Origin of the sequence: Streptomyces fulvoviolaceus (assembly GCF_000718165.1) — a bacterium.
Taxonomy (GTDB): Bacteria; Actinomycetota; Actinomycetes; order Streptomycetales; family Streptomycetaceae; genus Streptomyces; species Streptomyces fulvoviolaceus.
In genome coordinates this window covers 17,909-41,233 of sequence record NZ_JOEY01000068.1, presented here as the reverse complement: position 1 = coordinate 41,233, position 23,325 = coordinate 17,909, and the positions used below count along the sequence as shown (strand labels likewise).

19 protein-coding genes and 2 pseudogenes are annotated in these 23,325 nt (G+C 70.5%); 11 read left to right on the top strand and 10 right to left on the bottom strand.

What is annotated here, in order from left to right; translation table 11 throughout:
* The 4 genes and pseudogenes from IG08_RS0146795 to glgB all read left to right on the top strand — a co-directional run.
* Nucleotides 1-442: pseudogene (locus IG08_RS0146795) on the top strand (alpha-1,4-glucan--maltose-1-phosphate maltosyltransferase); the annotation flags it as partial.
* A pseudogene (locus IG08_RS61915) lies at nucleotides 394-1,679 on the top strand (alpha-amylase family glycosyl hydrolase); the annotation flags it as partial. The pseudogenes IG08_RS0146795 and IG08_RS61915, both read left to right, overlap by 49 nt.
* Before the next feature lie 97 nt (nucleotides 1,680-1,776).
* Nucleotides 1,777-3,168, top strand: coding sequence for a maltokinase N-terminal cap-like domain-containing protein (locus IG08_RS0146785; RefSeq protein WP_030618781.1), 1,392 nt, complete (start codon nucleotides 1,777-1,779; stop codon nucleotides 3,166-3,168).
* Entirely contained in the window at nucleotides 3,165-5,585 is a 2,421-nt protein-coding gene (gene glgB, locus IG08_RS0146780; RefSeq protein ID WP_078656019.1) for a 1,4-alpha-glucan branching enzyme, read from the top strand. The genes IG08_RS0146785 and glgB overlap by 4 nt, the downstream gene beginning before the upstream one ends.
* A gap of 17 nt (nucleotides 5,586-5,602) precedes the next feature.
* On the opposite strand, the gene IG08_RS0146775 is transcribed toward glgB, so the two are convergent.
* Nucleotides 5,603-6,439, bottom strand: coding sequence for a helix-turn-helix domain-containing protein (locus IG08_RS0146775; protein ID WP_030618775.1), 837 nt, complete (start codon nucleotides 6,437-6,439; stop codon nucleotides 5,603-5,605).
* A gap of 112 nt (nucleotides 6,440-6,551) precedes the next feature.
* Between IG08_RS0146775 and IG08_RS0146770 the strand changes: the two genes are divergently transcribed.
* The gene (locus IG08_RS0146770; protein ID WP_030618771.1) at nucleotides 6,552-7,148 is read left to right on the top strand and encodes an NADPH-dependent FMN reductase; all 597 of its coding nucleotides are present in this window, start codon (nucleotides 6,552-6,554) and stop codon (nucleotides 7,146-7,148) included.
* Between the two features lie 137 nt (nucleotides 7,149-7,285).
* Here the strand turns inward: IG08_RS0146770 and IG08_RS0146765 are convergent, their stop codons facing one another.
* The 5 genes from IG08_RS0146765 to IG08_RS0146745 all read right to left on the bottom strand — a co-directional run bounded on the left by IG08_RS0146765 (nucleotide 7,286) and on the right by IG08_RS0146745 (nucleotide 12,444).
* Nucleotides 7,286-8,683, bottom strand: coding sequence for a cytochrome P450 family protein (locus IG08_RS0146765; RefSeq protein WP_030618768.1), 1,398 nt, complete (start codon nucleotides 8,681-8,683; stop codon nucleotides 7,286-7,288).
* A gap of 76 nt (nucleotides 8,684-8,759) precedes the next feature.
* Nucleotides 8,760-10,982, bottom strand: a complete 2,223-nt coding sequence (locus tag IG08_RS0146760; RefSeq protein WP_043456956.1) for a HelD family protein — start codon at nucleotides 10,980-10,982, stop codon at nucleotides 8,760-8,762.
* A gap of 156 nt (nucleotides 10,983-11,138) precedes the next feature.
* A complete protein-coding gene (locus IG08_RS0146755) occupies nucleotides 11,139-11,453 on the bottom strand; it encodes a thioredoxin family protein (protein WP_043456954.1) in 315 nt (104 codons plus the stop codon).
* A 14-nt stretch (nucleotides 11,454-11,467) separates the two neighbouring features.
* Nucleotides 11,468-11,905, bottom strand: coding sequence for a MerR family transcriptional regulator (locus IG08_RS0146750; protein WP_030618757.1), 438 nt, complete (start codon nucleotides 11,903-11,905; stop codon nucleotides 11,468-11,470).
* A 29-nt stretch (nucleotides 11,906-11,934) separates the two neighbouring features.
* Nucleotides 11,935-12,444 carry an Lrp/AsnC family transcriptional regulator gene (locus tag IG08_RS0146745; protein ID WP_030618754.1) on the bottom strand — a complete coding sequence of 170 codons (510 nt, stop codon included), beginning with the start codon at nucleotides 12,442-12,444 and terminating at the stop codon, nucleotides 11,935-11,937.
* A gap of 45 nt (nucleotides 12,445-12,489) precedes the next feature.
* Between IG08_RS0146745 and IG08_RS0146740 the strand changes: the two genes are divergently transcribed.
* Both IG08_RS0146740 and IG08_RS0146735 read left to right on the top strand, forming a co-directional pair.
* Entirely contained in the window at nucleotides 12,490-13,410 is a 921-nt protein-coding gene (locus IG08_RS0146740) for an NAD-dependent epimerase/dehydratase family protein (protein ID WP_030618751.1), read from the top strand.
* 1 nt (nucleotide 13,411) lies between these two features.
* Complete coding sequence (locus IG08_RS0146735) at nucleotides 13,412-14,302, top strand: aldo/keto reductase (protein WP_030618749.1); 891 nt, start codon at nucleotides 13,412-13,414, stop codon at nucleotides 14,300-14,302.
* A gap of 181 nt (nucleotides 14,303-14,483) precedes the next feature.
* On the opposite strand, the gene IG08_RS0146730 is transcribed toward IG08_RS0146735, so the two are convergent.
* Complete coding sequence (locus IG08_RS0146730; protein WP_043456944.1) at nucleotides 14,484-15,293, bottom strand: DUF2127 domain-containing protein; 810 nt, start codon at nucleotides 15,291-15,293, stop codon at nucleotides 14,484-14,486.
* Nucleotides 15,294-15,374: 81 nt separating this feature from the next.
* Nucleotides 15,375-17,051 (bottom strand): MFS transporter, encoded by a 1,677-nt coding sequence (locus IG08_RS0146725; protein WP_030618746.1) that lies wholly within the window; start codon nucleotides 17,049-17,051, stop codon nucleotides 15,375-15,377.
* Between the two features lie 109 nt (nucleotides 17,052-17,160).
* Here IG08_RS0146725 and IG08_RS0146720 point away from each other — a divergent pair, with 109 nt between their 5' ends.
* A complete protein-coding gene (locus IG08_RS0146720) occupies nucleotides 17,161-17,778 on the top strand; it encodes a TetR/AcrR family transcriptional regulator (protein ID WP_063757843.1) in 618 nt (205 codons plus the stop codon).
* 101 nt (nucleotides 17,779-17,879) lie between these two features.
* Here the strand turns inward: IG08_RS0146720 and IG08_RS0146715 are convergent, their stop codons facing one another.
* Nucleotides 17,880-19,262: a cation:dicarboxylate symporter family transporter gene (locus IG08_RS0146715; RefSeq protein ID WP_030618740.1), complete on the bottom strand. Its 1,383-nt coding sequence runs from the start codon at nucleotides 19,260-19,262 to the stop codon at nucleotides 17,880-17,882.
* A gap of 150 nt (nucleotides 19,263-19,412) precedes the next feature.
* On the opposite strand from IG08_RS0146715, the gene IG08_RS0146705 reads away from it, so the two are divergent.
* Together IG08_RS0146705 and IG08_RS0146700 are read left to right on the top strand one after the other, a co-directional pair.
* Entirely contained in the window at nucleotides 19,413-21,071 is a 1,659-nt protein-coding gene (locus IG08_RS0146705) for a sensor histidine kinase (RefSeq protein ID WP_030618737.1), read from the top strand.
* Complete coding sequence (locus IG08_RS0146700; RefSeq protein WP_030618734.1) at nucleotides 21,068-21,754, top strand: response regulator; 687 nt, start codon at nucleotides 21,068-21,070, stop codon at nucleotides 21,752-21,754. The genes IG08_RS0146705 and IG08_RS0146700 overlap by 4 nt, the downstream gene beginning before the upstream one ends.
* Here IG08_RS0146700 and IG08_RS0146695 read toward each other — a convergent pair.
* Nucleotides 21,741-22,295: a hypothetical protein gene (locus IG08_RS0146695; protein ID WP_030618731.1), complete on the bottom strand. Its 555-nt coding sequence runs from the start codon at nucleotides 22,293-22,295 to the stop codon at nucleotides 21,741-21,743. The genes IG08_RS0146700 and IG08_RS0146695 overlap by 14 nt on opposite strands.
* Nucleotides 22,296-22,374: 79 nt before the next feature.
* Here IG08_RS0146695 and IG08_RS0146690 point away from each other — a divergent pair, with 79 nt between their 5' ends.
* The gene (locus IG08_RS0146690) at nucleotides 22,375-23,247 is read left to right on the top strand and encodes a 5'-methylthioadenosine/S-adenosylhomocysteine nucleosidase (protein WP_043456941.1); all 873 of its coding nucleotides are present in this window, start codon (nucleotides 22,375-22,377) and stop codon (nucleotides 23,245-23,247) included.
* Nucleotides 23,248-23,325: the final 78 nt, after the last annotated feature.

Here is a 23,325-nt window from a genome sequence, read left to right as displayed (position 1 = left end):
CTCCCCCACCTGGGGCATCTACTCCGGCTACGAACTCTGCGAGAACACCCCGCTGCGGGACGGCAGCGAGGAATACCTCGACTCGGAGAAATACCAGATCAAACACCGCAACTGGGAGACCGGCGACACCATCGCCCCCCTCATCACCCGCCTCAACACCATCAGGCGCGAGAATCCGGCCCTGCGGCAGTTGCGCGATCTCCACTTCCACCAGACGGACAAGGAGGAGGTGATCGCGTATTCGAAGCGGCGGGGATCGAACACGGTTCTGGTGGTCGCGAACCTCGATCCCCACCACACCCAGGAGGCCACGGTCTCGTTGGACATGCCGCAACTCGGCCTGGAATGGCACGAGTCGGTGCCGGTGCGCGACGAGCTCACCGGCGAGACCTATCACTGGGGCAGAGCAACGGCGACGGCGTCGGCGACCTCAAGGGCCTGACCGCCAAGCTCGACTATCTGCAGTGGCTCGGCGTCGACTGCCTCTGGCTGCCGCCGTTCTTCAAGTCACCGCTACGGGACGGCGGTTACGACGTCTCGGACTACACCGCCGTGCTGCCCGAGTTCGGTGACCTGGCCGACTTCGTGGAGTTCGTCGACTCCGCCCACCAGCGCGGGATGCGCGTCATCATCGACTTCGTCATGAACCACACCAGCGACCAGCACCCGTGGTTCCAGGAGTCGAGGAAGGACCCCGACGGGCCGTACGGCGACTACTACGTCTGGGCCGACGACGACAAGCAGTACCAGGACGCCCGGATCATCTTCGTCGACACCGAGGCCTCCAACTGGACCTTCGACCCGATCCGCAAGCAGTACTACTGGCACCGCTTCTTCTCCCACCAGCCGGATCTCAACTACGAGAACCCGGCCGTGCAGGAGGAGATCACCTCCGCGCTGCGGTTCTGGCTGGACCTCGGCATCGACGGCTTCCGCCTCGACGCCGTGCCCTACCTGTACCAGCAGGAGGGCACCAACTGCGAAAACCTTCCGGCGACCCACGAGTTCCTCAAGCGGGTCCGGAAGGAGATCGACGCCCACTACCCGGACACGGTGGACCCTCGAAATGGTCACCGACGAGGAACGCGACTACATGTGGGCGGAATACGCCAAAGACCCCCGCGCTGCTGTCCCTCCCCGGCTCGCCGATCCTCTACTACGGCGACGAGATCGGCATGGGCGACAACATCTGGCTCGGCGACCGCGACGCCGTCCGCACGCCGATGCAGTGGACACCGGATCGCAACGCAGGTTTTTCGTCCTGCGACCCCGGCCGGCTGTATCTGCCGACCATCATGGATCCGGTCTACGGCTACCAGGTCACCAACGTCGAGGCGTCGATGTCGTCGCCCTCCTCGCTGCTGCACTGGACCCGCCGCATGATCGAGATCCGCAAGCAGAACCCCGCCTTCGGCCTCGGCTCCTACACCGAGCTCCCGTCCTCCAACCCGGCGGTCATCGCGTTCCTGAGGGAGTACGAGGACGATCTCGTCCTGTGCGTGCACAACTTCTCCCGGTTCGCGCAGCCGACGGAGCTGGACCTGAGCGCGTTCAACGGGCGGCACCCGGTCGAGCTGTTCGGCGGGGTGCGGTTTCCGGCCGTCGGTGAACTGCCGTACTTGCTGACGCTCGGCGGGCACGGCTTCTACTGGTTCCGGCTCCGCAAGGAAGTCGCGTAGCGCATCCAGAACCCCGGGACGGGGCGGTTTCCACCGTCCCGCCCGGGGCACGCATCAGTAACACCCCGACCACCCCCGGGGAAAGGAATGTGACGCCATGGCGGAAACTGTCACACTTTCCGGCCAGACCAGTCCCAGCCTCCTCGCGTCACTGGACCCACTCCTGCGGGAGTGGCTGCCACGACAGCGCTGGTTCGCGGGCAAGGGGCGTCCGATCACCGGGTTCTCGCTGGTCGCGGCCACCGAACTGCTGCCGCCCACCGCGAAGTCGAGTCTCCACCACCTGCTGGTGCGCGCCCACCAGCCGCTCACGCTGGGCAGCCCGGCCCACCCGGGAGACTGCTACCAGCTCCTCATAGGCGTGCGCGAGGCGCTGCCGCCCCGGCTGGCGCCCGCGCTGATCGGACACCTCGACGAGGGACCGCTCGCCGGACACACGGTCTACGAGGCCCTCTACGACCCACTGCCCGCCGAGCTGCTCCTGGAGGCGATCCGTACCCGCGCCCGCATCGGCGGGCTGCGTTTCGAGCGGGACCCGGACCAGGAGATCCGGGACGGGCTGGTGGCCCGGGTGATGACCGCCGAGCAGTCCAACTCGTCGATCGTCTACGGAGATACGTTCATTCTGAAGCTGTTGCGCCGGATCGTGCCCGGCGTCAACCCCGACCTGGAGCTGCCGCTGGCGCTGGCCCGGGAGGGCTGCCCCCGGGTCCCCGCGCCGACGGGGTGGCTGCGGGCGGAGCTGGCCGGTGAGCCGTACGTCCTCGGCGTGCTGCAGCCGTTCGTGCAGGGCGCGTCCGACGGCTGGGAGCTGGCGCTGCGCGAGCTGGCCAAGGGCGAGGACTTCAGTGCCGAGGCGCGGTCGCTGGGGCGGGCCACGGCCGAGGTGCACACGGCGCTCGCCCGGGCGCTGCCCACGGTGACCCTCGGCCATCAGCAGCTGCAGCTGCTGGTCGACGGCATGATCGAGCGGCTGGAGGCCGCCGTGCAGGCGGTGCCGGCGCTGCGGCCGTACGCGCCCGGGCTGCACTCCGCGTTCACCGCGCTGGCCGATCTGGCCGCCGAGGGCGGCACCTGGACCGCGCAGCGCATCCACGGCGATCTGCACCTCGGCCAGTGTCTGCGCTCGCCCGCCGGTGAGTGGACGCTGATCGACTTCGAGGGCGAGCCGTCCAAGCCGCTGTCCGAACGGCGGCTGCCGCAACCGCCCGCCCGCGACATCGCGGGGATGCTCCGCTCCTTCGACTACGCGGCCCACTCGGCCGACCCGCCGGTACCGGGCTGGGCCGAGGCCTGCCGGGCCGCGTACTGCTCCGGATACGCCGAGGTCAGCGGCGTCGACCCGCGGACCGACCCGGTGCTGCTGCGCGCCCACGAGACGGACAAGGCGATCTACGAGGTCGTCTACGAGGCCCGCCACCGCCCCGACTGGCTGCCCGTGCCGATGGCCGCGATCGACCGACTTTCGCCGAGGAGGCTCCACTCGTGACCCCCCGCCCCCCGTCCAGCGGTTCGGATCCGAAGAAGAAGGCCGCGCAAGCGGCGAAAAGCGCGAAGAAGGCCGTGGAGAAGAAGACCTCGGGGAAGGCGGCCGCGCCCAAGAAGGCGGCGGAGAAGAAGGCCACGGCCAAGAAGGCAGCCGCTGTGAAGAAGACGGCGAAGAAGGCTCCCGCGAAGCAGACCCCGCCGGCACCGCAGCCTCTCGAGGCCGAGACCGTCGTCTCCCCCGCCGTCGACGCCCATGACCGCGAGCGCCTCCTCGCCGGCACCCACCACGACCCGCACGGAGTGCTCGGCGCCCACGCGGTCCCCGGCGGGATCGCGTTCCGCGCCTTCCGGCCGTACGCGCTGTCCGTCACCGTCGTCGCCGGTGACCTGCGGGCCGAACTCCACGACGACGGGGACGGCTTCTTCTCGGGCCTGCTGCCACTGCGGGAGGTCCCTTCCTACCGGCTGCTCGTGGCGTACGAGGGGACGGTCCAGGACGTCGAGGACGCGTACGGTTTCCTGCCCGCGCTGGGCGACCTCGACCTGCATCTGATCGGCGAGGGCCGGCACGAGCAGCTGTGGACGGCGCTGGGTGCGGAGCCGATGATCCACGGGGGCGTGACCGGCACCCGGTTCACGGTGTGGGCGCCGAACGCGCGTGGTGTGCGGGTGGCCGGCACCTTCAACTTCTGGGACGGCTCGGCGTTCGCGATGCGCTCGCTCGGTTCCACCGGGGTCTGGGAGCTGTTCGTGCCCGGCATCGGCGAGGGCGAGCTGTACAAGTTCGAGATCACCCGGCCCGACGGTTCGAAGACCCTGCGCGCCGACCCGCTGGCCCGCCGCACGGAGGTCCCGCCGAACACCTCCTCGATCATCCACGCCTCGCACCACGAGTGGCACGACGGGGCGTGGCTGGAGCAGCGCGGGGGCGCGCCCGCGCACGAGGCGCCGTTCTCGGTGTACGAGGTCCATCTGGCCTCCTGGCGCCCGGGGCTGACGTACCGTCAACTCGCTGACCAGCTGCCTGCCTACGTCAAGGACCTGGGCTTCACCCACGTCGAGCTGATGCCGGTCGCCGAGCACCCCTTCGGCGGCTCCTGGGGCTACCAGGTCACCGGCTTCTACGCGCCCACCGCACGCCTCGGCACCCCCGACGACTTCAAGTACCTGGTCGACGCCCTGCACCAGGCCGGGATCGGCGTCCTGATGGACTGGGTGCCGGCGCACTTCCCGCGCGACGACTGGGCGTTGGCCGAGTTCGACGGCCGGACCCTGTACGAGCACGAGGACCCGCTCCGGGCCGCACACCCCGACTGGGGCACGCTGGAGTTCGACTACGGCCGCCGCGAGGTGCGCAACTTCCTTGTCGCCAACGCCATTTACTGGTGCGAGGAGTTCCACATCGACGGGCTGCGCGTGGACGCCGTCGCCTCCATGCTCTACCTCGACTACTCCCGCGAGCCCGGCCAGTGGCTCCCGAACGAGCACGGCGGCCGGGAGAACCTGGACGCGGTCGACTTCCTCCAGGAGATGAACGCCACGGTGTACCGGCGGGTGCCGGGCGTGGTGACGATCGCGGAGGAGTCCACGGCCTGGGACGGCGTCACGCGCGCCACCCACCACATCGGCCCGGGCGGGTTCGGGGGCCTCGGCTTCGGCCTGAAGTGGAACATGGGATGGATGCACGACTCGCTGGACTACGCCCAGCACGAACCGGTCCACCGCAAGTACCACCACCATGAGATGACCTTCTCGATGGTGTACGCGTACAGCGAGAACTACGTGCTGCCGATCTCGCACGACGAGGTCGTCCACGGCAAGCGGTCGCTGGTGTCGAAGATGCCGGGCGACTGGTGGCAGCAGCGCGCCACCACCCGCGCGTATCTGGGCTTCATGTGGGCGCACCCCGGCAAGCAACTCCTCTTCATGGGCCAGGAGTTCGCGCAGGGCGCCGAGTGGTCGGAGGCGCACGGCCCGGACTGGTGGCTGCTGGACCCGGCCTACGGGGCGGAGGCGGACCACCGAGGGGTACGGGACCTGGTCCGGGACCTCAACATCGTCTACCGCCACACCCCGGCACTCTGGCAGCGCGACACGGACCCCGCCGGCTTCCAGTGGGTGGTCGGGGACGCGGTGGAGGACAACGTCTTCGCCTTTCTGCGCTACGACGCGGACGGCACCCCGTTGCTCGCGGTCTCCAACTTCTCCCCGGTCGTCCGCCACGACTACCGCCTGGGCGCCCCCGAGGACATCCCGGCCTGGCACGAGTCCCTCAACACCGACCTCGCCAAGTACGGCGGCGGCGACGTGACGAATCCTGACGTCATCAAGCCGGAGCCCCAGAGCTGGCACGGCCGCCCGGCTAGCGTCCTGCTGACGCTGCCTCCGCTGGCGACGGTGTGGCTGCGGCCGGCGTGACCGGAGGGCTGTGACGGTTACGAGATGGCCCGGAGCCGGCCATGGGGTCGGTCGCGGAGTTCCTCCACCGCCCGTGCCGTACTCTCGTCCGCGGGCAGGAGGACGACCAACTGCTGTGCGTCCGCGGTGAGTTCGAGTGTCTCCCGGATCAGGCTGAGCTCGCGCCCGGAGGGATGGCGCAGCCGCAGGACCCCGCGCGGCGGGACCACGTGGCGGTTGTACCGGCGGGTGAAGTCGGGGCCGGCGACGGGCGCGAGCTCGGCGGTGAACCACTCGGAGTTCTCGGCGGATGGTCCGAGCCACAGGTCGAAGGCCTGCTCGTCCGCGACCTCGTCCCAGTCGGCGAAGAACGTCCGGGCGCGGGGGTCGGTGAAGACATAGCGGGTGAGGTTCGGGGCCTCGGCGTCGAGCAGCCCGGTTCCGCTCGTCACCGACTCGTACGCGGCGGTGTACGCGAGGACGTCGCCCAGCCGGTTGGTCACCAGGGCGATGCCCGGCTCGAGGAGGCGGAGCGTCCGCAGGACGGACGGCCGCACCTGTCGGGACGGTGCCGTGGGCCGGGCGTGCGCGACGCATTCGCCGCCGGTGATCTTCGCCAGGTAGCGCAGATGGTCGCGCTCCGCGGGGTCCAGGCTGAGCCCGTCCGCGAGGGCGTTGACCACGGCCACCGAGGGATTGCGGTCCCGGCCCTGCTCGATGCGGGTCAGGTACTCGACGCTGATGCCGGCCCGCGTCGCGAGGTCCGAGCGCCGCAGACCCGGTGACCGGCGCCGGCCGCGGTCCGGCAGTCCCAGCGATTCCGGCTGGATGCTGTCGCGCTTGGCCCGGACGAAATCCCCCAATGGCGTCCCCATGCCCCGAGCATAGGGCGCCGCCCGCTGACCGCGGAGGGTTCAGGGTGGCCCTGCGGGGGCCAGCCTGAGCACGGTCTGGCTACCGTCCCGACGCGGTCCGATCGTGGTGGGCATGGACACCAACAAGCACAGGCTCGCGATCGTCGTCGGAAGCGTCCGGGAAGGGCGGTTCGGCCCGGTCGTGGCCTCCTGGGTCGCCGAACAGGCCGACGCCCACGGTGGTTTCGACGTGGAGGTCGTCGACCTGGCCGGGATCGACGTCCCGCTGTCGCTTCCCGCCGCCTCGCCGAAGTACGCCGGCGACGACTACCCCCGCCCGGCCGGGATGGCAGCGCTGACGTCGGCGCTGGAGAGCGCGGACGCCTTCATCGTGGTCACCCCGGAGTACAACCACAGCTACCCGGCCTCTCTCAAGGCCGCCATCGACTGGCACTTCACCCAGTGGACGGCCAAGCCCGTCGCCTTCGTCAGCTACGGCGGTGCGGCGGGCGGCCGGCACGCGGTGCTGCACCTGGAGAACGTGCTCACCGAACTGCACGCGGTGACCGTCCGCGACGGCCTCGCCTTCCCGAACTACTTCACCGCATGGCAGGACGGCCGCCCGCTCGACCCGGAGGCTCCGGGGTACGCCAAGACCCTGCTGGAGCAGCTGTCCTGGTGGGCGGGGGCGCTTCGCACGGCGCGCGAGACGGCGCCGTACCCGGCCTGAGCAGACCTGGCGAAAGTCAGGTGCGGTACGGCAGCGCCCCGAAGGGGCGCGGGGCTGTATCGATATGCGGCTCCGCCGCGTGGGCGCGACCAGCCCCCACCGGCCCGCAGCCAACGAACCACGCAACCAGCAGCAGCTCAGACCTTCTTGCCGCCGAACATGAGCTTGCGCAGGGCGGCCAACAACCCCCGAGCCTGGCTGTCGGAGCCCCCCGCGTCCGACGTCGACGGCTCCGCCCGCCGCGCGGCACCCGCACCCCGCGCCAGCTCGTACCGCACCGGCAGCACCCGCAACCCCCGCACCACCGGCCCCGACCGCCAGGGCAACTGGTCCGGCGGCAGGGTCAGTTCCGCACGGGCGAAGTGGTCGAGGACCCGCCCTACAGCCGTCGAGACGATCATCCCGCCCAGCTCGCGCGCAGCGCTGGGGCACTGGTGCGGGCCCGCGCCCCACCCCAGATGCGCCCGGGTCGAGACCGTGGAACCCACCAGATGGGAGGAGCTGATCGCCAACAGATCCCGGTGCGCGGCCGCGGCGGACGGCGAGACCGCGTCCCCGGCCCGCACCCACACCTTCCCCAACTGCACGTCCCGCGCCGCGAACCGGAAGCACATGTTGGCGACGGGCGGGTTGGCGAGCGCGGCCCGGTTGACCGTTTCGCCGAGTTGCCCTGCGGACAGGCTGCGCCGCACGGTGGCGTTGCCCCGGAGCACCTCCAGCAACGTGTTGAGGACCATGTTGCCGGTGATGTCGTTGAGATAGACGGCGTTCATGAACAGCTCCCGCCCGAGCTGTTCGTCGGTCAGATCCGGGTCGGCCAGCATCATGTAGGACGTCAGATCGTCTCCCGGCCGGGCCCGCCGGTGCGCGGCGAGCCGGGTGAACGCGGCCAGCGCACGCCCCGTGGCCGCCCCCGAGTCCGGCCCCCCGTCCAGCATCCGCCACAGGTCCATGACCAGTTCGTCACCCAGCTCGACGGGACAGCCGAACAGCTTCGTCGTCACCATGAGCAGCAGCGGGCGCGTGTACTGCGCGCCCAGGTCGGCGAAACCGACGGAACCCGACTCCGCCGCGAGCATGGCCACGAGTTCGTCCGCGTACCGGGCGACGGCGGCCCGCAGTTCCCAGCCCTCGGGGCTGCGCGCCTCCTGGAAGGGGCTGAGCGCCGAGTGGTGGGTGCGGCGGGCCGCCCGGTGCTCCTCCTCGTCCATGAACATCATCTGCCGTACCTCGTAACCGGCGAGCAGCGGCCAGTCCCGCGGCAGCCGCCCCTCGGCGCGCGCCCGCCAGTACCGGATGTCCCGCCGCCACTGGCCCTCGTTCCGCAGCACCTCCGTGACCTCGGTGTACCCGAGCACCAGCCAGACCGGTACGCCCATCAGGCCGACCGGCGCGACGGGACCGTACGTGCGCCGCAGCCGCTCGTACACCGCGCCCGGGTCGCTGTCGAACTCGGAGGTGAGCAGCGGCTCCACGGGCAGCGACCCGAGCGAGGGGCCGTCGGCCGGTGGGGTCGCGTGGCGGTGGGCTTCCATACCGCACACGCTTACCGCACCGGCCGTACACAAGCGGTGACCACGGCATGAACTGTTACGCCTTGGTGATGCCCGGTTACGCGAACGCGTCGGCCAGCGCCTTCGGCAGCGGACGGCTGTGCAGCACCCCCAGCCGCTGTGTCGCCCGCGTCAGCGCCACGTACAGGTCACTGGTGCCGTACCGGCCCGGCTCCACCACGAGCACGGAGTCGAACTCCAGCCCCTTCGACTGGCGGGGGTCGAGCAGGACGACGGACTGCGTCAGGTCGGGTTCCGCGCCCGCCGTCACCCCGTCCAGCTGTGCCGCCAGTTTCCGGTGCAGGCCGCGCGGGGCGATGACCGCGAGCCGGCCCTCGGCGGGCGTCAGCTCCTCGACCGCCTTGGCCACCGCGCCGGGCAGGTCGTCGGTCGCGCGCGCCCACGGCCGTACGCCGGTCGAACGGACCGAACTCGGCGGTTCGAAGTCCGGGTGCTCGGCGCGGACCACCGCCGCCGCGACCTCCATGATCTCGGCCGGGGTGCGGTAGTTGACGCCGAGACGGGTGTGCTCGTAGCGGTCCTCGACATACGGCTCAAGGATCCCCGCCCACGAGCCGACGCCCGCCGCCTCCGCGGTCTGCGCCGGATCGCCGACGAGCGTCATCGAGCGGGTCGGGCTGCGCCGCATGAGCAGCCGCCACGCCATCGGCGACAGCTCCTGCGCCTCGTCGACGATGATGTGCCCGAACGCCCAGGTCCGGTCGGCCGCCGCACGCTCGGCGGCGCTGCGGTGGTCGTCCTCCTCGTGCCGCTCGGCGAACCGCTCGGCGTCGATGATGTCGTGCGCGGACAGGACCTCGGAGTCCTCCTCGTCCTTGTCCTCGAACTCGTAGGTGCGCGAGGCGTACGAGACGTCGAGGACGCCCTGCGCGTAGGCGACCTGCGTCTCCCGCTCCCGTTCCGCCCGCGCCTGCCGCAGCCGGTCGTCGACACCGAGCAGTTCGGCCGCCTCGTCGAGCAGCGGTACGTCCGCCACCGTCCACGTCCGGGTCACCGGGCGGCGGATGACGGCCGCGTCGTCGTCGGACACGTAGCCCACGGGGTCGGCGAGGAAGTCCGCGACCAGGCGCTGCGGGGTCAGGCGCGGCCACAACTGGTCGATGGCGGCCCAGACTTCGGGGTTCTCGGCGAGCTCCTCGCGGATCTGCGTGATGTCGCTCGGGTCCAGCAGATTCGTACCGTCGAAGGGGTCCGTGCCGATGCGTTCGGCGACCATGTCGGTGAGCGTGTTGAGGATGTGGCCCTCGAAGTGCTCGCGGGCGGCGTTGTGCGGCAGGTCGGCGGCGCGGGTGCGCTCGCGGGCCATCGCCACCAGGCCGTCGTCGAGCATCAGGATCTCGCGGTCGTGCTCGATCGCGATCACCGGGTCGGGCAGCGCCTGCCAGTCGCGGACGACCTCGGCGAGCACGTCCGCCATGTCGGCGCGGCCCTTCACCGCGGCCGCCTCACGGGTGTCGCTCGCCTTGGCCTTCACACCGGGGAACAGCTCGCCGACCGTCGCGAGCAGCACGCCCGTCTCACCGAGCGAGGGCAGCACCTCGGCGATGTAGCCGAGGAAGGCGGGGTTGGGGCCGACGATGAGGACGGCCCGCTTGGCGAGCAACTCCCGGTGTTCGTACAGCAGGTACGCGGCCCGGTGGAGGGCGACGGCCGTCTTGCCCGTGCCCGGGCCGCCCTCGACCACCAGCACTCCGCGGTACGGCGCCCGGATGATCTCGTCCTGCTCGGCCTGGATGGTCTGCACGATGTCGCTCATCCGGCCGGTGCGCGCGGAGTTGAGCGCGGCGAGCAGGACGGCGTCGCCGGTCGGGTCCTCGTGGCCGGTCCTCTCCTGGTCCCCCAGGTCGAGGATCTCGTCGTGGAGGGCGGTGACCTGGCGGCCCTCGGTGGTGAGGTGCCGGCGCCGGCGCAGGCCCATCGGGGTGTGGCCGGTGGCCAGGTAGAAGGGGCGGGCTACGCCGGCCCGCCAGTCGATCAGGATCGGCGTGCGCTCGGCATCCTCCGTGCGCAGGCCGATACGGCCGATGTGGTGGCTGGTGCCCGAGGTGAAGTCGATCCGACCGAAGCAGAGCGAGCCGTCCACGGCGTTCAGCGCGGTCAGCAACCCCGAGCGCTCGGCGACCAGGATGTCCCGTTCCAGGCGGGCCTGCATGGGCGTGTTGCCCTGGGCGAGCGCGTCCGTGACGCCCGCCTCGGTGTCCCCGCGCAGGGCGTCCACGCGCGCGTACAGCCCGTCGATGAATTCTTGCTCACCACGAATTTCATCGCTGTTTGACAATTCCACTCCCGGGCAGATATGCTGTGCTCACTGAACTTCTTCGTGACCCAATTCCCTTGAAGTCACGAACCATTGAATATACGCAAAGAAATCCCCCGAGCGCAATTGCTCAGGGGATTTTTTCGTGAATGGGCGGAGTTACAGCACGTCAGCCAGCTCCTCCAGGAGCCGCCGCTTCGGCCGCGCCCCCACCATCGCCTTCACCGGCTCACCGCCCCGGAAGACCATGAACGTCGGCATCGACAGCACCTTGTACGCGTTCGTCGTCTCCGGGTTGGTGTCCACGTCCAGCTGGACCACCTTCAGCCGCTCGCCCTCCTCCGCGGCCAGGGCGGTGAGCACCGGCCCCATCTGCCGGCACGGCGGGCACCAGTCGGCGGTGAACTCCACCAGCACCGGCAGCTCCGCCCCGATCACCTCCGCCGCGAAGTCCGCGTCCGTCACCTCGGCCACACCCGCCGCCTTGATCACCGTGTCCGCCCTCCCAGTTCGCACTCCGGATCCGGACCCCCCGGACCCCCCGACAACATCGCCTCGGCCGCCAGCTCGTCCCGCGCCCGCTCGGCCCTGTCCAGCTGCTCGCCGACCTGGGCGCGCACGGCCTGCAACTCGCCGATCAGCGCGTCCAGTTCGCCCAGCTTCCGCCGGTAGACCGCGAGCGACGCGGGACACGAGTCGCCCTCCGGATGGCCGGCCCGCAGACACTCGACGAAGGGCCGCGTCTCCTCCAGGTCGAACCCGAAGTCCTGGAGCGTCCTGATCTGCCGGAGCAGCTTCAGATCGCCCTCGTCGTACGTCCGGTATCCGTTGCCGTTCCGCCGGGCGGGCAGCAGGCCCCGTGACTCGTAGTACCGCAGCGTCCGGGTAGTGGTCCCGGCCCGAGCGGCCAGCTCGCCGATGCGCATGTCCACGACCGTAATCCTTGACGCCGACGTCAAGGCAACAGCGGCTTCCGCTCCACGGGGGACGTCAGCACGATCGAGGTCGTCGTGCGCCCCAGCACGGAGACCTCCTCCAGGACCTCCTCCAGATGGACGGTGTCCCGGACGGCGACCTTGAGGATCCAGCAGTCCTCGCCGACCACGTGGTGCACCTCGGTGATCTCGGGGCGCTCCATCAGTTCCAGGGTCCTGGGGTGCTTCAGGTTGTAGCCGCCGTGCGGGTTGACCCGGATGAACGCCTGGATGCCGTACCCGAGGCGGGCCGGGACGACCTGGGCGCCGTAGCCGCTGATCACGCCCGCCGCCTCCAGCCGCCGCACCCGCTCGGTGACCGCCGCCGGGCTGAGCCGGACCCTGCGGCCCAGCTCGCTGAGCTTGATCCGGCCGTCGGTCTGGAGCAGCTCCAGGATCTGCCGGTCCAGGGCGTCGAAGGCCACCGACGTTTCGCTGGCGGTGGCGCGCAGATGCCGTGGTTCTTTTGGTGCGGCGGCCTGAACTCCCATGGTTCCCCCTTCAGAACGGGTGTGTACGCCGGGATAATTATGGTCATGAAGAAGGCGCGAGAGATACTGGTCATCGGCGGCAACCGCTATTTCGGCAAACGACTGATCGCACGGTTGCTGGCTGCCGGGGACCGGGTGACGGTCCTGAATCGCGGCTCGTCCCCGCCGCCCGCCGGCACCATTCATCTCGTCGCCGACCGAAATGACGAGAAGTCTCTCCATGACGCGCTCGGTTCACTCGCTTTCGACGTCGTCGTCGACCAGGTCTGCTACACCCCGCGCCAGGCGGCGATCGCCCGCCGGGTCCTCGCCGGACGCACCCACCGCTACGTGATGACCTCGACGGTAGAGGTGTACGAGTACGAGGACTCGCTCACGCTCGTACGGGAGGAGGCCGTCGATCCCCTGGGCGTGACCGTCGACCTCGAACTCCCCTGGGACGACCCGGAGTTCCTCGACAGCCACTACGGCGAGGGCAAACGGCAGGCGGAGGCGGTGTTCGCGGCGGCCGGCGGTCCGGAGTTCGCTCATACGGCCGTCCGCGTGGCCCATGTGCTGGGCGGGGAGGACGACTTCACGGAACGGCTCCAGCACTACGCCGACCGGATCCGCACGGGCGAGCCGATCGCGGTCCCGGTGGCGAACCGGCCCGCCACCTACATCCACGTCGAGGAGGTCGCCGACTTCCTGGCCTGGGCGGCCGGCGAGAACTTCACGGGGCCGGTCAACGCCGCCTCCCACGGGGTGCTGACCACCGAGGAGCTGTGCGAGGCGGTGGCCGGGCACCTCCCCGAGGACAAGGTCGTGCTCCGGTCCGTCGAGGTCGGCGAGGTCTCGCCGTTCTCCTTCTTCCGTTCCTACGGCATGGACAACTCCCGGGCCACGAGGCTCGGTTTCACCTTCGGCGACGTACGGCGGTGGCTGCCGAGGGCCGTGGCGGAGACGCTCGGAAAGGGCGGCAACTGACATGCGGTACCGCACCCTTGGTGACCTGCACGTGAGCGCCGTAGGACTGGGCGCGATGCCCCTGTCGATCGAGGGACACCCGGACGAGGCCCGCGCCCTGGCCACCGTGCACGCCGCGCTCGACGCCGGCGTGACCCTCCTGGACACGGCCGACTCCTACCACCTGCCGGGCGGCGCACCCGGTCACAACGAACTCCTGGTGGCCCGCGCCCTCGCCGCCTACGGCGGTGACACCTCCGACGTGCTGGTCGCGACGAAGGGCGGCCAAGGCAGACCGGCCGACGGCAGCTGGACGGTGACCGGCACGCCCCGGCATCTGAAGGCGGCCGCCGAAGGATCGCTGAAGCGGCTCGGGGTCGAGGCCATCGGCCTCTACCAGCTGCACAAGCCCGACCCGGCGGTGCCCTTCGAGGAGTCGGTCGGCGCGCTGCGGGAGCTGCTGGACGAGGGCAAGATCCGGCTGGCCGGCGCCTCCAACACCGATGTGGAGCAGATCCGCGTGGCCCGCGGGATCCTCGGCGACCGCCTGGTGTCGGTGCAGAACCAGTACTCGCCGGAGGTGCGGGACAGCGAGGCCGAGCTGCGGCTGTGCGCGGAGCTCGGACTGGCCTTCCTGCCGTGGAGCCCGCTGGGCGGCATCTCGCGCAGCTCGCTGGACGGGCCGTCGGGCATCGAGGGCCTGTCGCGCTACGGCGCCTTCCACGAGGTCGCGACCGAGCGCGGGGTCAGCCCCCAACAGGTCTGCCTCGCCTGGCTGTTGGCGAGGTCTCCGACCGTGATCCCCATCCCGGGAGCGACCCGCCCCGAGACGATCCGGGACTCGGCGGGGGCGGCGGATCTGATGCTGGGCGAGGAGGAGCTGGCGCGGCTCGATGCGGCTGCCCAGGACTAGCGTCGACATCAGTACCGCCCCGCACTCCCAGCAGGCGGCGGGTCAGCCGGACTCGGGGGGCGGTTGCGGGCAGCGCTGGGAGCGAAGACAGGCGCGCGGGGTGCAGGACGCTGGGCGCGGGGAACGGCGCGACCAGCCACGACGGACCCGCAGCCCGAGAACGAGCCGCAAGCCGCACCCCTCAACCGCCCAGCCCGGCGGAGCGCACCGTCGCCGACCCGTGGGCCTGGACAGGGACCTTGGCGGCTTCCTCGACTTCGAGGAACGAGGCGGTCTGCCGCTCCTCCTCGAAGGCCCGGTGTCCGCCCCGCAGGCCGAACAGGCGCTTGGCCACCAGGATGTAGACCACGGCGAGGACGTTGAGCACCAGCGTGGCGATCTTCAACCAGCTGATGTGCTCGGTGAGTTCGTAGATCTCCAGGGGGAGGAAGGCGGCGGTGGCGACCACCGTCAGATACTCCGCCCAGCGTTTGGCGTACCAGAGGCCGACGGCCTCGACGAGTTCGATCAGGGCGTACGCCAGGAGCAGTACGGCGACCAGCAGCAGCGTGTTGTGCCGGTAGCCGAAGGTCTTCTGGATGGTGCCGACGACCGGTGAGTGGTCGAGGTCGTAGTGGAAGTGCTTGAAGACGGGGCGGAAGACGTCGAGATACTCGTCGAAGAGCCGGCGCACCGCGTCCTGGCTGTTGCTGAACTTCCACACGGCCAGCGCCACCAGCACGATGAACACCCCGCGCACCGCCCGCTCGATCGCGAGGAAGCGGAGGATGAACAGGTCGCGCAGGACCTTGCCGCGCGGGACGAGGGGTGCGTTCTCCGCGGGCCCCGAGCCGTGCGGGTCGCCGAGGGCGAAGTCGCCGCAGCGCAGACAGCGCCAGGCCGCGCCGAGGGCGGTCTCGGCGTGCAGCCGTTCACGCAGGCGGGTTTCGTCCGGCGCGTACGTCGCGTGCCCTCGGCGCGCACACGTCCGCCGGTCCCAGTCGATCTTCATCCCCCGTGTGCCTCCGCATGAGCCTGCCGTGCCGGTCGTCCGGCACGGCAGGCTAGTGGGGCGGGGTAAGAGTTCGGTGAGTCAGCTGCTGCCGACCAGTTCCCTTTCCGACTCCTCCGGCTGTTCGGCCGGCTCTGCGTCCTTCCCCTTGCCCGGCAGCAGCAGCGCGACCAGCACCGTGCCGACGCCCAGGATCACCGCGCCGATCAGGCTGGTGTGGGCGACCGCGTCGGAGAAGGAGGAGCCGACCGCCTCGCTCATCTGCTTGGCACTGGCGGCGAGTTGCTCGGCCTGCGCCTTCAACTGGGCCGCCTGCTGGGGGTCGGTCGCCTTCGCCGCCTGCGCGGCGACCTGCTGGGCCTTCTCGCCGATGCCCTGGGCGACCGTGTATCCGGCGCCCACCGAGTCCTGGGCCGAGGACAGGGTGGCGGCGGAGAGCTTGCTGCCGGCGGTGGCGTCGGAGAGGTGGTCGGAGTACGAGGTCGCCAGCAGCGAGCCGAGGATCGCGATGCCGAGCGAGCCGCCGAGCTCCGTCGAGGTGTCGTTCACCGCGCCGCCGACGCCCAGTTCGGACTCGGGGAACTTGCCCATGATCGCGTCCGCGCAGGGCGAGGCGGCGAGGCCTATCGCCAGGCCCAGGGCGATGAGGGGGGCGACGAAATCGCCGTACGACGAACTCGAGTCGACCTGCGCGAGCAGGGCCATCGCGACGGTGCCGCCGACCATGCCCGCGGTGACCGTCCACTTCATGCCGAGCCGCGGCGTCAGATAGCCGGTCAGGGCCGAGCCGACGAAGACGGCGCCGGCGAGGGGCAGCAGGCGCAGGCCGGTGTCCAGGGCGCTGTAGCCGAGGACGAACTGCAGGTGCTGGGTGAGGTAGTAGAAGGCGCCGAAGACGGCCAGGAAGAACAGGGCGACGGCGAGGTTGGCGCCGGAGAAGCCGCGGTCGGCGAAGCGGCGGACGTCGACGAGGGGGCGCGGGTGGCGCAGCTCCCAGACGACGAAGGCGACGAGGCCCACGCCCGAGATCACCGCGGCGGTGACCGCCTTGACGCCCCAGCCGAAGTGCGGACCTTCGATGATCATGTAGATCAGCGCGCCGATCCACACGACCGACAGCAGTCCGCCGACGTAGTCGATCCGCCCCTGCCGCGCGGCCTTGGACGGCGGTACGAGGACGAGGGCGCCGACGATCGCGACGGCGGCGACGGGGACGTTGATCAGGAAGGTCGACGACCAGCTGTGGTTCTCCAGGAGCGCGCCCGCGACCAGCGGACCCGCCGCGATGGCCACGCCGGAGGTGGCGGCCCACACCGTGATCGCCTTGGCGCGTTCGGCGCGCGGGAAGGTGGCGGCGAGCAGGGAGAGCGTCGCGGGCATGATCATCGCGGCGCCGGCGCCCATCACCGCGCGGGCCGCGATGACCGTCGTGGAACTGTCGGCGAAGGAGCCGAAGACGGCGCCGCCGCCGAAGAGGACGAGGCCGAGCAGGAGCGCGCCACGACGGCTGTACTTGTCGCCGATCGCGCCGAGCAGCAGCATCAGCGCGGCGTACGGGACGGTGTAGCCGTCGATGACCCACTGCAGGTCGGCGCTGGACAGGCCGAGGTCCTCGGTCATGGCGGGGGCCGCGACCGTGAGGGCGGTGTTCGCCATCACGATGATCAGCAGGCTCAGGCAGAGGACGAGAAGCGCCCACCAGCGCCGGGCGTAGGGGCGGTCCATCCTCTCGACCGGTTCGGTCATGACGAGTCGCATGGCAGGGGTGGCCTTCCTCAGCAGACTTGCACAGTAGTGTGCACTTGCACAACGATGTGCAATCTACGTTGTTGCACAGCGCTGTGCAAGTCGATGAAGGAAGGGCACAATGGCGTCCATGACCACGGGCAACACCAGCCGCGCCGACGCCAACCGCCGCCGCATCCTCGACGTCGCGCTCGCCGAGCTGCTGCGCGACCCCGACGCGTCCATGGACCAGATCGCGCGCGCCGCCGGCGTCGTACGGCGGACGGTGTACGGGCACTTCCCCAGCCGTGAGGCGCTGATCGGCACGCTCGTCGACGGTGCCGTCGAAGCGGTGGCCGCCGCGCACGCGGCGGGTCGCGAGGGGGGCGAGGACCTGCCCGAGGCCCTGGCCGGCTCCATCCTCGCGGTCTGGAAGGTCGCCGACCGCTATCGCATCCTGGTCGCGCTCGCGCAGCGCAGCGTGACCGTGCAGGGCATCCGTGAGCGCCTCGCCCCCGTGCGCGAGTCCTGCGCCGGGCTGCTGCGGCGCGGTCTGGACGAGGGCGTCCTGGTCTCCCCACTGCCCGCGCCGGCCCTGGCGTACGTCCACGAGCAGATGGTGTTCGCGCTGATGGAGGCGGTGAACGACGGGCTGCTGGCAGCGGAAGAGGCGGGCCGCTCCGCCGCGGTCACCGTTCTGACCGCGTCGGGCGTACCCGCCTCTCGTGCCACCGCGCTGGTGGCGAAGCTGAGCGATTGAGTTGTGACCGGGCGGCCGAGCTACGGGGGAGTACTCGGCCGCCCGGAGTGGTGGGGCGGGCCCGGGTTCAGGCCGGGCCCGGCCCGGCTCATCGCGGCCCGTCAGGCCTTGGCCAGCTCCTTCTCGCCGCCCTGCTCGGGGACGTCCACCGGGACGTCGTCACCGGTGTCGAGGAGCGTCTTCTCGTCGAAGGGGATGTGTCCGGCGAGGACCTGGTCGACGCGCTCGCGGTCGATCTCCTTGGTCCAGGTGCCGATCAGGACGGTGGCGACGGAGTTGCCCGCGAAGTTGGTCAGGGCGCGGGCCTCGCTCATGAAGCGGTCGATGCCGACGATCAGGCCGATGCCGTCCACCAGGGCGGGCTTGTGGGACTGGAGGCCACCCGCCAGGGTGGCGAGACCCGCACCGGTCACGCCCGCCGCGCCCTTCGAGGCGACGAACAGGAACAGCAGCAGCGGGATCTGCTCACTGACCGCCATCGGCGTGCCCATGGCGTCGGCGACGAACAGCGAGGCCATGGTCATGTAGATCATGGTGCCGTCGAGGTTGAAGGAGTAGCCGGTCGGGATGGTGATGCCGACCACCGGCTTGCTGACGCCCAGGTGCTCCATCTTGGCGATGACCCGCGGCAGCGCGGACTCGGAGGAGGAGGTCGACAGGATCAGCAGGAACTCACGGCTCAGGTACCTGAAGAGCGTGAGGATGTTCAGGCCGGCGACGACCCGCAGCAGCGTGCCGAGCACGATGAAGACGAACAGGAAGCAGGTGACGTAGAAGCCGAGCATCAGGACGGCGAGGCTCTTGAGGGCGTCGACGCCCGCGGAGCCGACGACGGCGGCCATCGCGCCGAAGGCGCCGACCGGGGCGGCCCACATCACCATGGCGAGGACGCGGAAGACGAGCCGCTGGATGTGCTCGACACCCCGCAGGATCGGCTGCCCGACGGAGCCCATGGCCTGCAGCGCGAAGCCGACGAGCAGAGCGATCAGCAGGGTCTGCAGCACCTCGCCCTCGGTGAAGGCGGAGACGAACGTCTTCGGGATGATGCCGAGCAGGAACTCCGTGGTGTCCTTGGCCTCCGCGTCGATCTGGGCGTGACCGGCGTCCTTGACCGCGTCGGTCACGGCGAGGCCGGTGCCCGGCTCCAGGATGTTGCCGACGACCAGGCCGATGCCCAGCGCGACCATCGACATGACCGTGAAGTAGGCCAGCGCGATACCGCCGACCGCACCGACCTTGGCGGCCTTCCGGACCGAGCCGATGCCCAGCACGATGGTGCAGAAGATGATCGGCGAGATCATCATCTTGATCAGGTTCACGAACCCGGTACCGATGGGCTTCAGCTCCACCGCGAAGTCCGGCGCGATCAGACCGACGGCGATGCCGATGGCGACCGCGACGATCACCGCGATGTAGAGATAGTGGGTGCGGTCCCGCTTTGCTGCGGGTGCGGCAGGTGCCGTATCGGGGGTGCTGGCGGCCACGGCTGCCCTCCTTGACGTCTTCGTCGGCATGACCGGAGTGCGGCTCACGTCCGGGCTTTTGAGGAATGTGGTGACTATCTCCTGCCCTGTGAGGGCGGTCACCCTTCCGTTCATTTAGTTCACACTTAACGTCGGAGGCACACTGTCGACATGCGCATCCCCGTACCGAGACCCCGCAGCCTGGCCGGGCAGCTGTTCGCCATGCAGGCCGTGCTGATAGCGGTGGTCGTGGTGGGTTACGCACTGTTCACCTACGTCAGCGACCGCAGCCAGGCCGAGGACGCCGCGGCCCGCCAGGCGAAGGCGGTGGCCCGCTCGGTGGCGGACTCCCCCTTCGTGTGGGAGGAGATCCGCACCTCCCACCCCACGGTCGAGCTCCAGCCGTACGCGCTGCGGGTGATGCGGGACTCCGAGGTCGACTTCGTCACGATCATGAATCCCGAGGGGATCCGCTGGACCCACCCGGACAAGAAGCAGATCGGCAAGAAGTTCAAGGGCAACATCGCCCCCGCCCTGGCGGGCGACACCTTCACCGAGACCTACACGGGCACCCTGGGCGCCTCGGTCCGCGCGGTCACCCCGATCAAGTCGGACGGCCGGATCGTCGGCCTGGTCAGCGCCGGCATCACGGTCGAGGCGGTCAGCAAGCGGGTGGAGAGCCAGCTCACGGCCCTGCTCGGCGTCGCGGCGGGCGCGCTGGCGCTGGGCGCGGTGGGGACGTACGTCATCAACGCCCGCCTGCGCCGCCACACCCGCGGCCTGAACGCGGCCGAGCTCAGCCACATGCACGACTACCACCAGGCCGCGCTGCACGCCGTACGCGAGGGGCTGCTGATGCTCGACGGGCAGTACCGTGTGGCGCTGATCAACGACGGCGCACAGGAGCTGCTGGGTGTGTCCTCCGAGGACGAGGTGGTGGGCAGGTCGGTCGCGGACCTCGGGCTGCCCGCCCCGCTGACGGGTGCACTGCTCGCGTCGGAGCCGCGGGTGGACGAGGTGCATCTGACGGCGGACCGGGTGCTGGTGGTGAACACGTCACCGGTGTCGGGCGGTGAACGCCGAGGCACGGTGGTGACGTTGCGCGACGTGACCGAACTCCAGTCCCTGATGGGCGAGTTGGACTCGGAGCGCGGCTTCACCCAGGCACTCCGCTCGCAGGCCCACGAGGCGGCGAACCGGCTCCATACGGTCGTCTCGCTGATCGAGCTGGGGCGGGCGGAACAGGCCGTGGACTTCGCGACGGCCGAGTTGGAACTCGCGCAGGCGTTGACCGACCAGGTGGTGGCGGCGGTGAGCGAACCGGTGCTCGCGGCGCTGCTGCTCGGCAAGACCGCGCAGGCGAACGAGCGGGGCGTGGAGCTGGTGGTGTCGGAGGACAGCCGCCTGGACGACGGGCTGCTGCCGCCGTCGCTGCCCGCGCGGGATCTGGTCACCATCCTCGGCAACCTGATCGACAACGCGGTGGACGCGGCGCAGGGGAGTCTGCGGGGGCAGGTGACGGTGACCGCCTACACCGACGGTGGTGAGCTGGTGCTGCGGGTGTCGGACACGGGGGCGGGGGTGGACCCGGCCCACGCCGAGGCGGTGTTCCAGCGGGGGTTCTCGACGAAGCCGGCGGGGCCGGGCGGGCGGGGGCTGGGGCTGGCGTTGGTGCGGCAGGCCGTCAATCGGCGTGAGGGGACGCTGTCGGTCTCGGAGGCGGACGGCGGTGGGGCAGAGTTCGAGGTGCGGTTGCCGTTGGGGGGCGAAGACCGTTCGTCCGAACGTGCCGCCGTCTCCGGCAGTACGGTCCCTGGAGGCGACGCATGACGAGTGAGCAGCCCATCCGTGTCCTGGTCGTCGAGGACGACCCCGTCGCCGCCGACGCACACGTCATGTACGTCAACCGCGTCCAGGGCTTCACGGCCGTGGGCAAGGCGCACAGCGGGGCGGAGGCGCGGCGCGTGCTGGAGCGCACGGCGGTGGACCTGCTGCTGCTGGACCTGCACCTGCCGGACGTGCACGGCCTGCAGCTGGCACGTTCCCTGCGGGCGGCGGGGCTTCAGGCGGACGTCATCGCGGTGACTTCGGCACGGGACCTCACGGTCGTGCGGGAGGGGGTCTCGCTGGGGGTCGTCCAGTACGTGCTGAAGCCGTTCACCTTCGCCACGTTGCGGGATCGGCTGGTGCGGTACGCCGAGTTCCACGCGGCGGCGGGTGAGGCGAGCGGGCAGGACGAGGTGGACCGGGCGTTGGCCACTTTGCGGGCGCCGGGGCCTGCGGCGCTGCCCAAAGGGCTGAGTGCGCCGACCTTGGAGCGGGTGACTGTGGCGCTGCGGGATTGTTCGGAGGGGCTCACCGCTACAGGGCTGGCCGAAGTGGTGGGGATTTCTCGCATCACCGCTCGGCGGTATCTGGAGCATCTTGTGGATGCGGGGAGGGCGGCTCGGAGTCCGCAGTACGGGGCTGTGGGGCGGCCTGAGTTGCAGTATCGGTGGGTCAAACAGCAGTAGAGGTGTCCTGGCCGAACGGCCGTGCATAGAGGACGACTTGAGTTGCCAGACCACTCACGGCCAGCGCCTCGAAGACGGAGAGGACGAGCAGACCGGGGCTGGTCTGGCCCGCCGCCCAGTAGACGACGAGACCGGCGAGCGGGACGACGCAGAAGGCCAGCAGGTCGATCGCGCACTGGATGGCCTTGCGGGAGCGGCGGCGGGGGTCGGAGCGGTGGGCGGTCTCCCAGGTGAAGACACGCTCTGCTTGGGCGAGTCGGGTGAGCCTGGGCCCGAGGTCCTCACGTATGTGTCTGCCGATCGCGGAGATCTTCTCGTCGTTGACGAGGTAGGTCCAGCCGAGGACGACACACACGGGCGGGAGGGCGAGCAGCATGGCGGACTGCTTGGCCTGCGCGGTGGCGGCGATGACGGCGGCGACGATGGTGAGGGTGACGTAGAGGAGGTTGTCGCGGAAGCCGATACGGGTCTTCTGCTCGTCCTTGACGGTCTGATACTCGGCCAGGAGCAGCTGGCCCACGGTGACGTCCTGATCCGGCACTCCGCCTCGACTCCCCTGACTTTGCCTTGTCGGTGCCAACACACGGTGTGTGCAGGCGACTTGGAAGTACCTTAGGTGAGTGTCTGAGTCGCAACCCACTGTCGCGGTGCTGACCGCGTTGCCGTTGGAGTACAGGGCCGTACGGGGTCACCTCACGGACCTCCGCAAGCGCGAGCATCGCCGTGGCACCAGGGCCGAGGTGGGGCGGCTGCCCGGCACGGACTGGTCCGTCGCGCTCGTGGAGCTGGGCGAGGGAAACCTGACGGCCGCGGCGCTCACCGAGCGGGTGATGGAGTGGCTGGAACCCGAGGCGGTGTTCTTCGTCGGGGTCGCCGGGGGGCTGAAGAGCGACATCGCGCTGGGGGATGTCGTGGTGGCGACCAAGGTGTACGCGGTCCACGGCGGCAAGGAGACGGAGGAGGGTTTCTTCGTACGGCCGGAGGCATGGCGTGCTTCGCACCGGCTGGCCGCTGCGGCGCGGGATGCGCTGCGGGACGATCCACGAGCGCATCTGAAGCCGATCGCGGCGGGGGATGTGGTGCTGGCGGCGGCGAAGTCCGCGCTCGCCGAGCACCTCCGGAAGTACTACAACGACGCGGCCGCCATCGAGATGGAGGGGTCGGGAGTCGTGAGCGCGGTCGACCTCGCCGGTGGGGACGCGCTGGTGATCCGCGGGATCAGCGACCGGGCCGACGGCAGCAAGTCCCGTGCGGACGGGGACGGTTGGCAGCCGAGGGCCGCGGCGAGTGCGGCGACGGCTGTGGTGGCGGTGCTGCGGGAGCTACGGCCGTTCAGGGGGCGTGGGTCGTCGGATGGGCGGGGCACCGAGGACCCTGAGGAGGGGCCCCATTCCGGTTCCACGTACGGAGGAGACCACCTCGACTTTCGGGGCGGCACCTTCAACGGGCCGTTCGTCGCCAAGCAGGTGGGACGGCGGGACGGGGAACGGTAGTTCAGGACGCGGCGCAAGCCTCGGCTCGGTCCACGGCCCGGTGCCGGTCGCGACGGCCGCGCTGCCGGCGGTGCCCGC

Bases quoted from the DNA above. Each gene is read 5' to 3' on its own strand.
- IG08_RS0146740 (WP_030618751.1), top strand. From the start codon at position 12,490: ATGAAGAAGGCGCGAGAGATACTGGTCATCGGCGGCAACCGCTATTTC.
- IG08_RS0146745 (WP_030618754.1), bottom strand. From the start codon at position 12,444: ATGGGAGTTCAGGCCGCCGCACCAAAAGAACCACGGCATCTGCGCGCC.
- IG08_RS0146765 (WP_030618768.1), bottom strand. From the start codon at position 8,683: ATGGAAGCCCACCGCCACGCGACCCCACCGGCCGACGGCCCCTCGCTC.
- IG08_RS0146700 (WP_030618734.1), top strand. From the start codon at position 21,068: ATGACGAGTGAGCAGCCCATCCGTGTCCTGGTCGTCGAGGACGACCCC.
- IG08_RS0146720 (WP_063757843.1), top strand. From the start codon at position 17,161: ATGGCGTCCATGACCACGGGCAACACCAGCCGCGCCGACGCCAACCGC.
- IG08_RS0146730 (WP_043456944.1), bottom strand. From the start codon at position 15,293: ATGAAGATCGACTGGGACCGGCGGACGTGTGCGCGCCGAGGGCACGCG.
- IG08_RS0146735 (WP_030618749.1), top strand. From the start codon at position 13,412: ATGCGGTACCGCACCCTTGGTGACCTGCACGTGAGCGCCGTAGGACTG.
- IG08_RS0146775 (WP_030618775.1), bottom strand. From the start codon at position 6,439: ATGGGGACGCCATTGGGGGATTTCGTCCGGGCCAAGCGCGACAGCATC.
- IG08_RS0146770 (WP_030618771.1), top strand. From the start codon at position 6,552: ATGGACACCAACAAGCACAGGCTCGCGATCGTCGTCGGAAGCGTCCGG.
- IG08_RS0146750 (WP_030618757.1), bottom strand. From the start codon at position 11,905: ATGCGCATCGGCGAGCTGGCCGCTCGGGCCGGGACCACTACCCGGACG.
- IG08_RS0146785 (WP_030618781.1), top strand. From the start codon at position 1,777: ATGGCGGAAACTGTCACACTTTCCGGCCAGACCAGTCCCAGCCTCCTC.
- IG08_RS0146705 (WP_030618737.1), top strand. From the start codon at position 19,413: ATGCGCATCCCCGTACCGAGACCCCGCAGCCTGGCCGGGCAGCTGTTC.
- IG08_RS0146725 (WP_030618746.1), bottom strand. From the start codon at position 17,051: ATGCGACTCGTCATGACCGAACCGGTCGAGAGGATGGACCGCCCCTAC.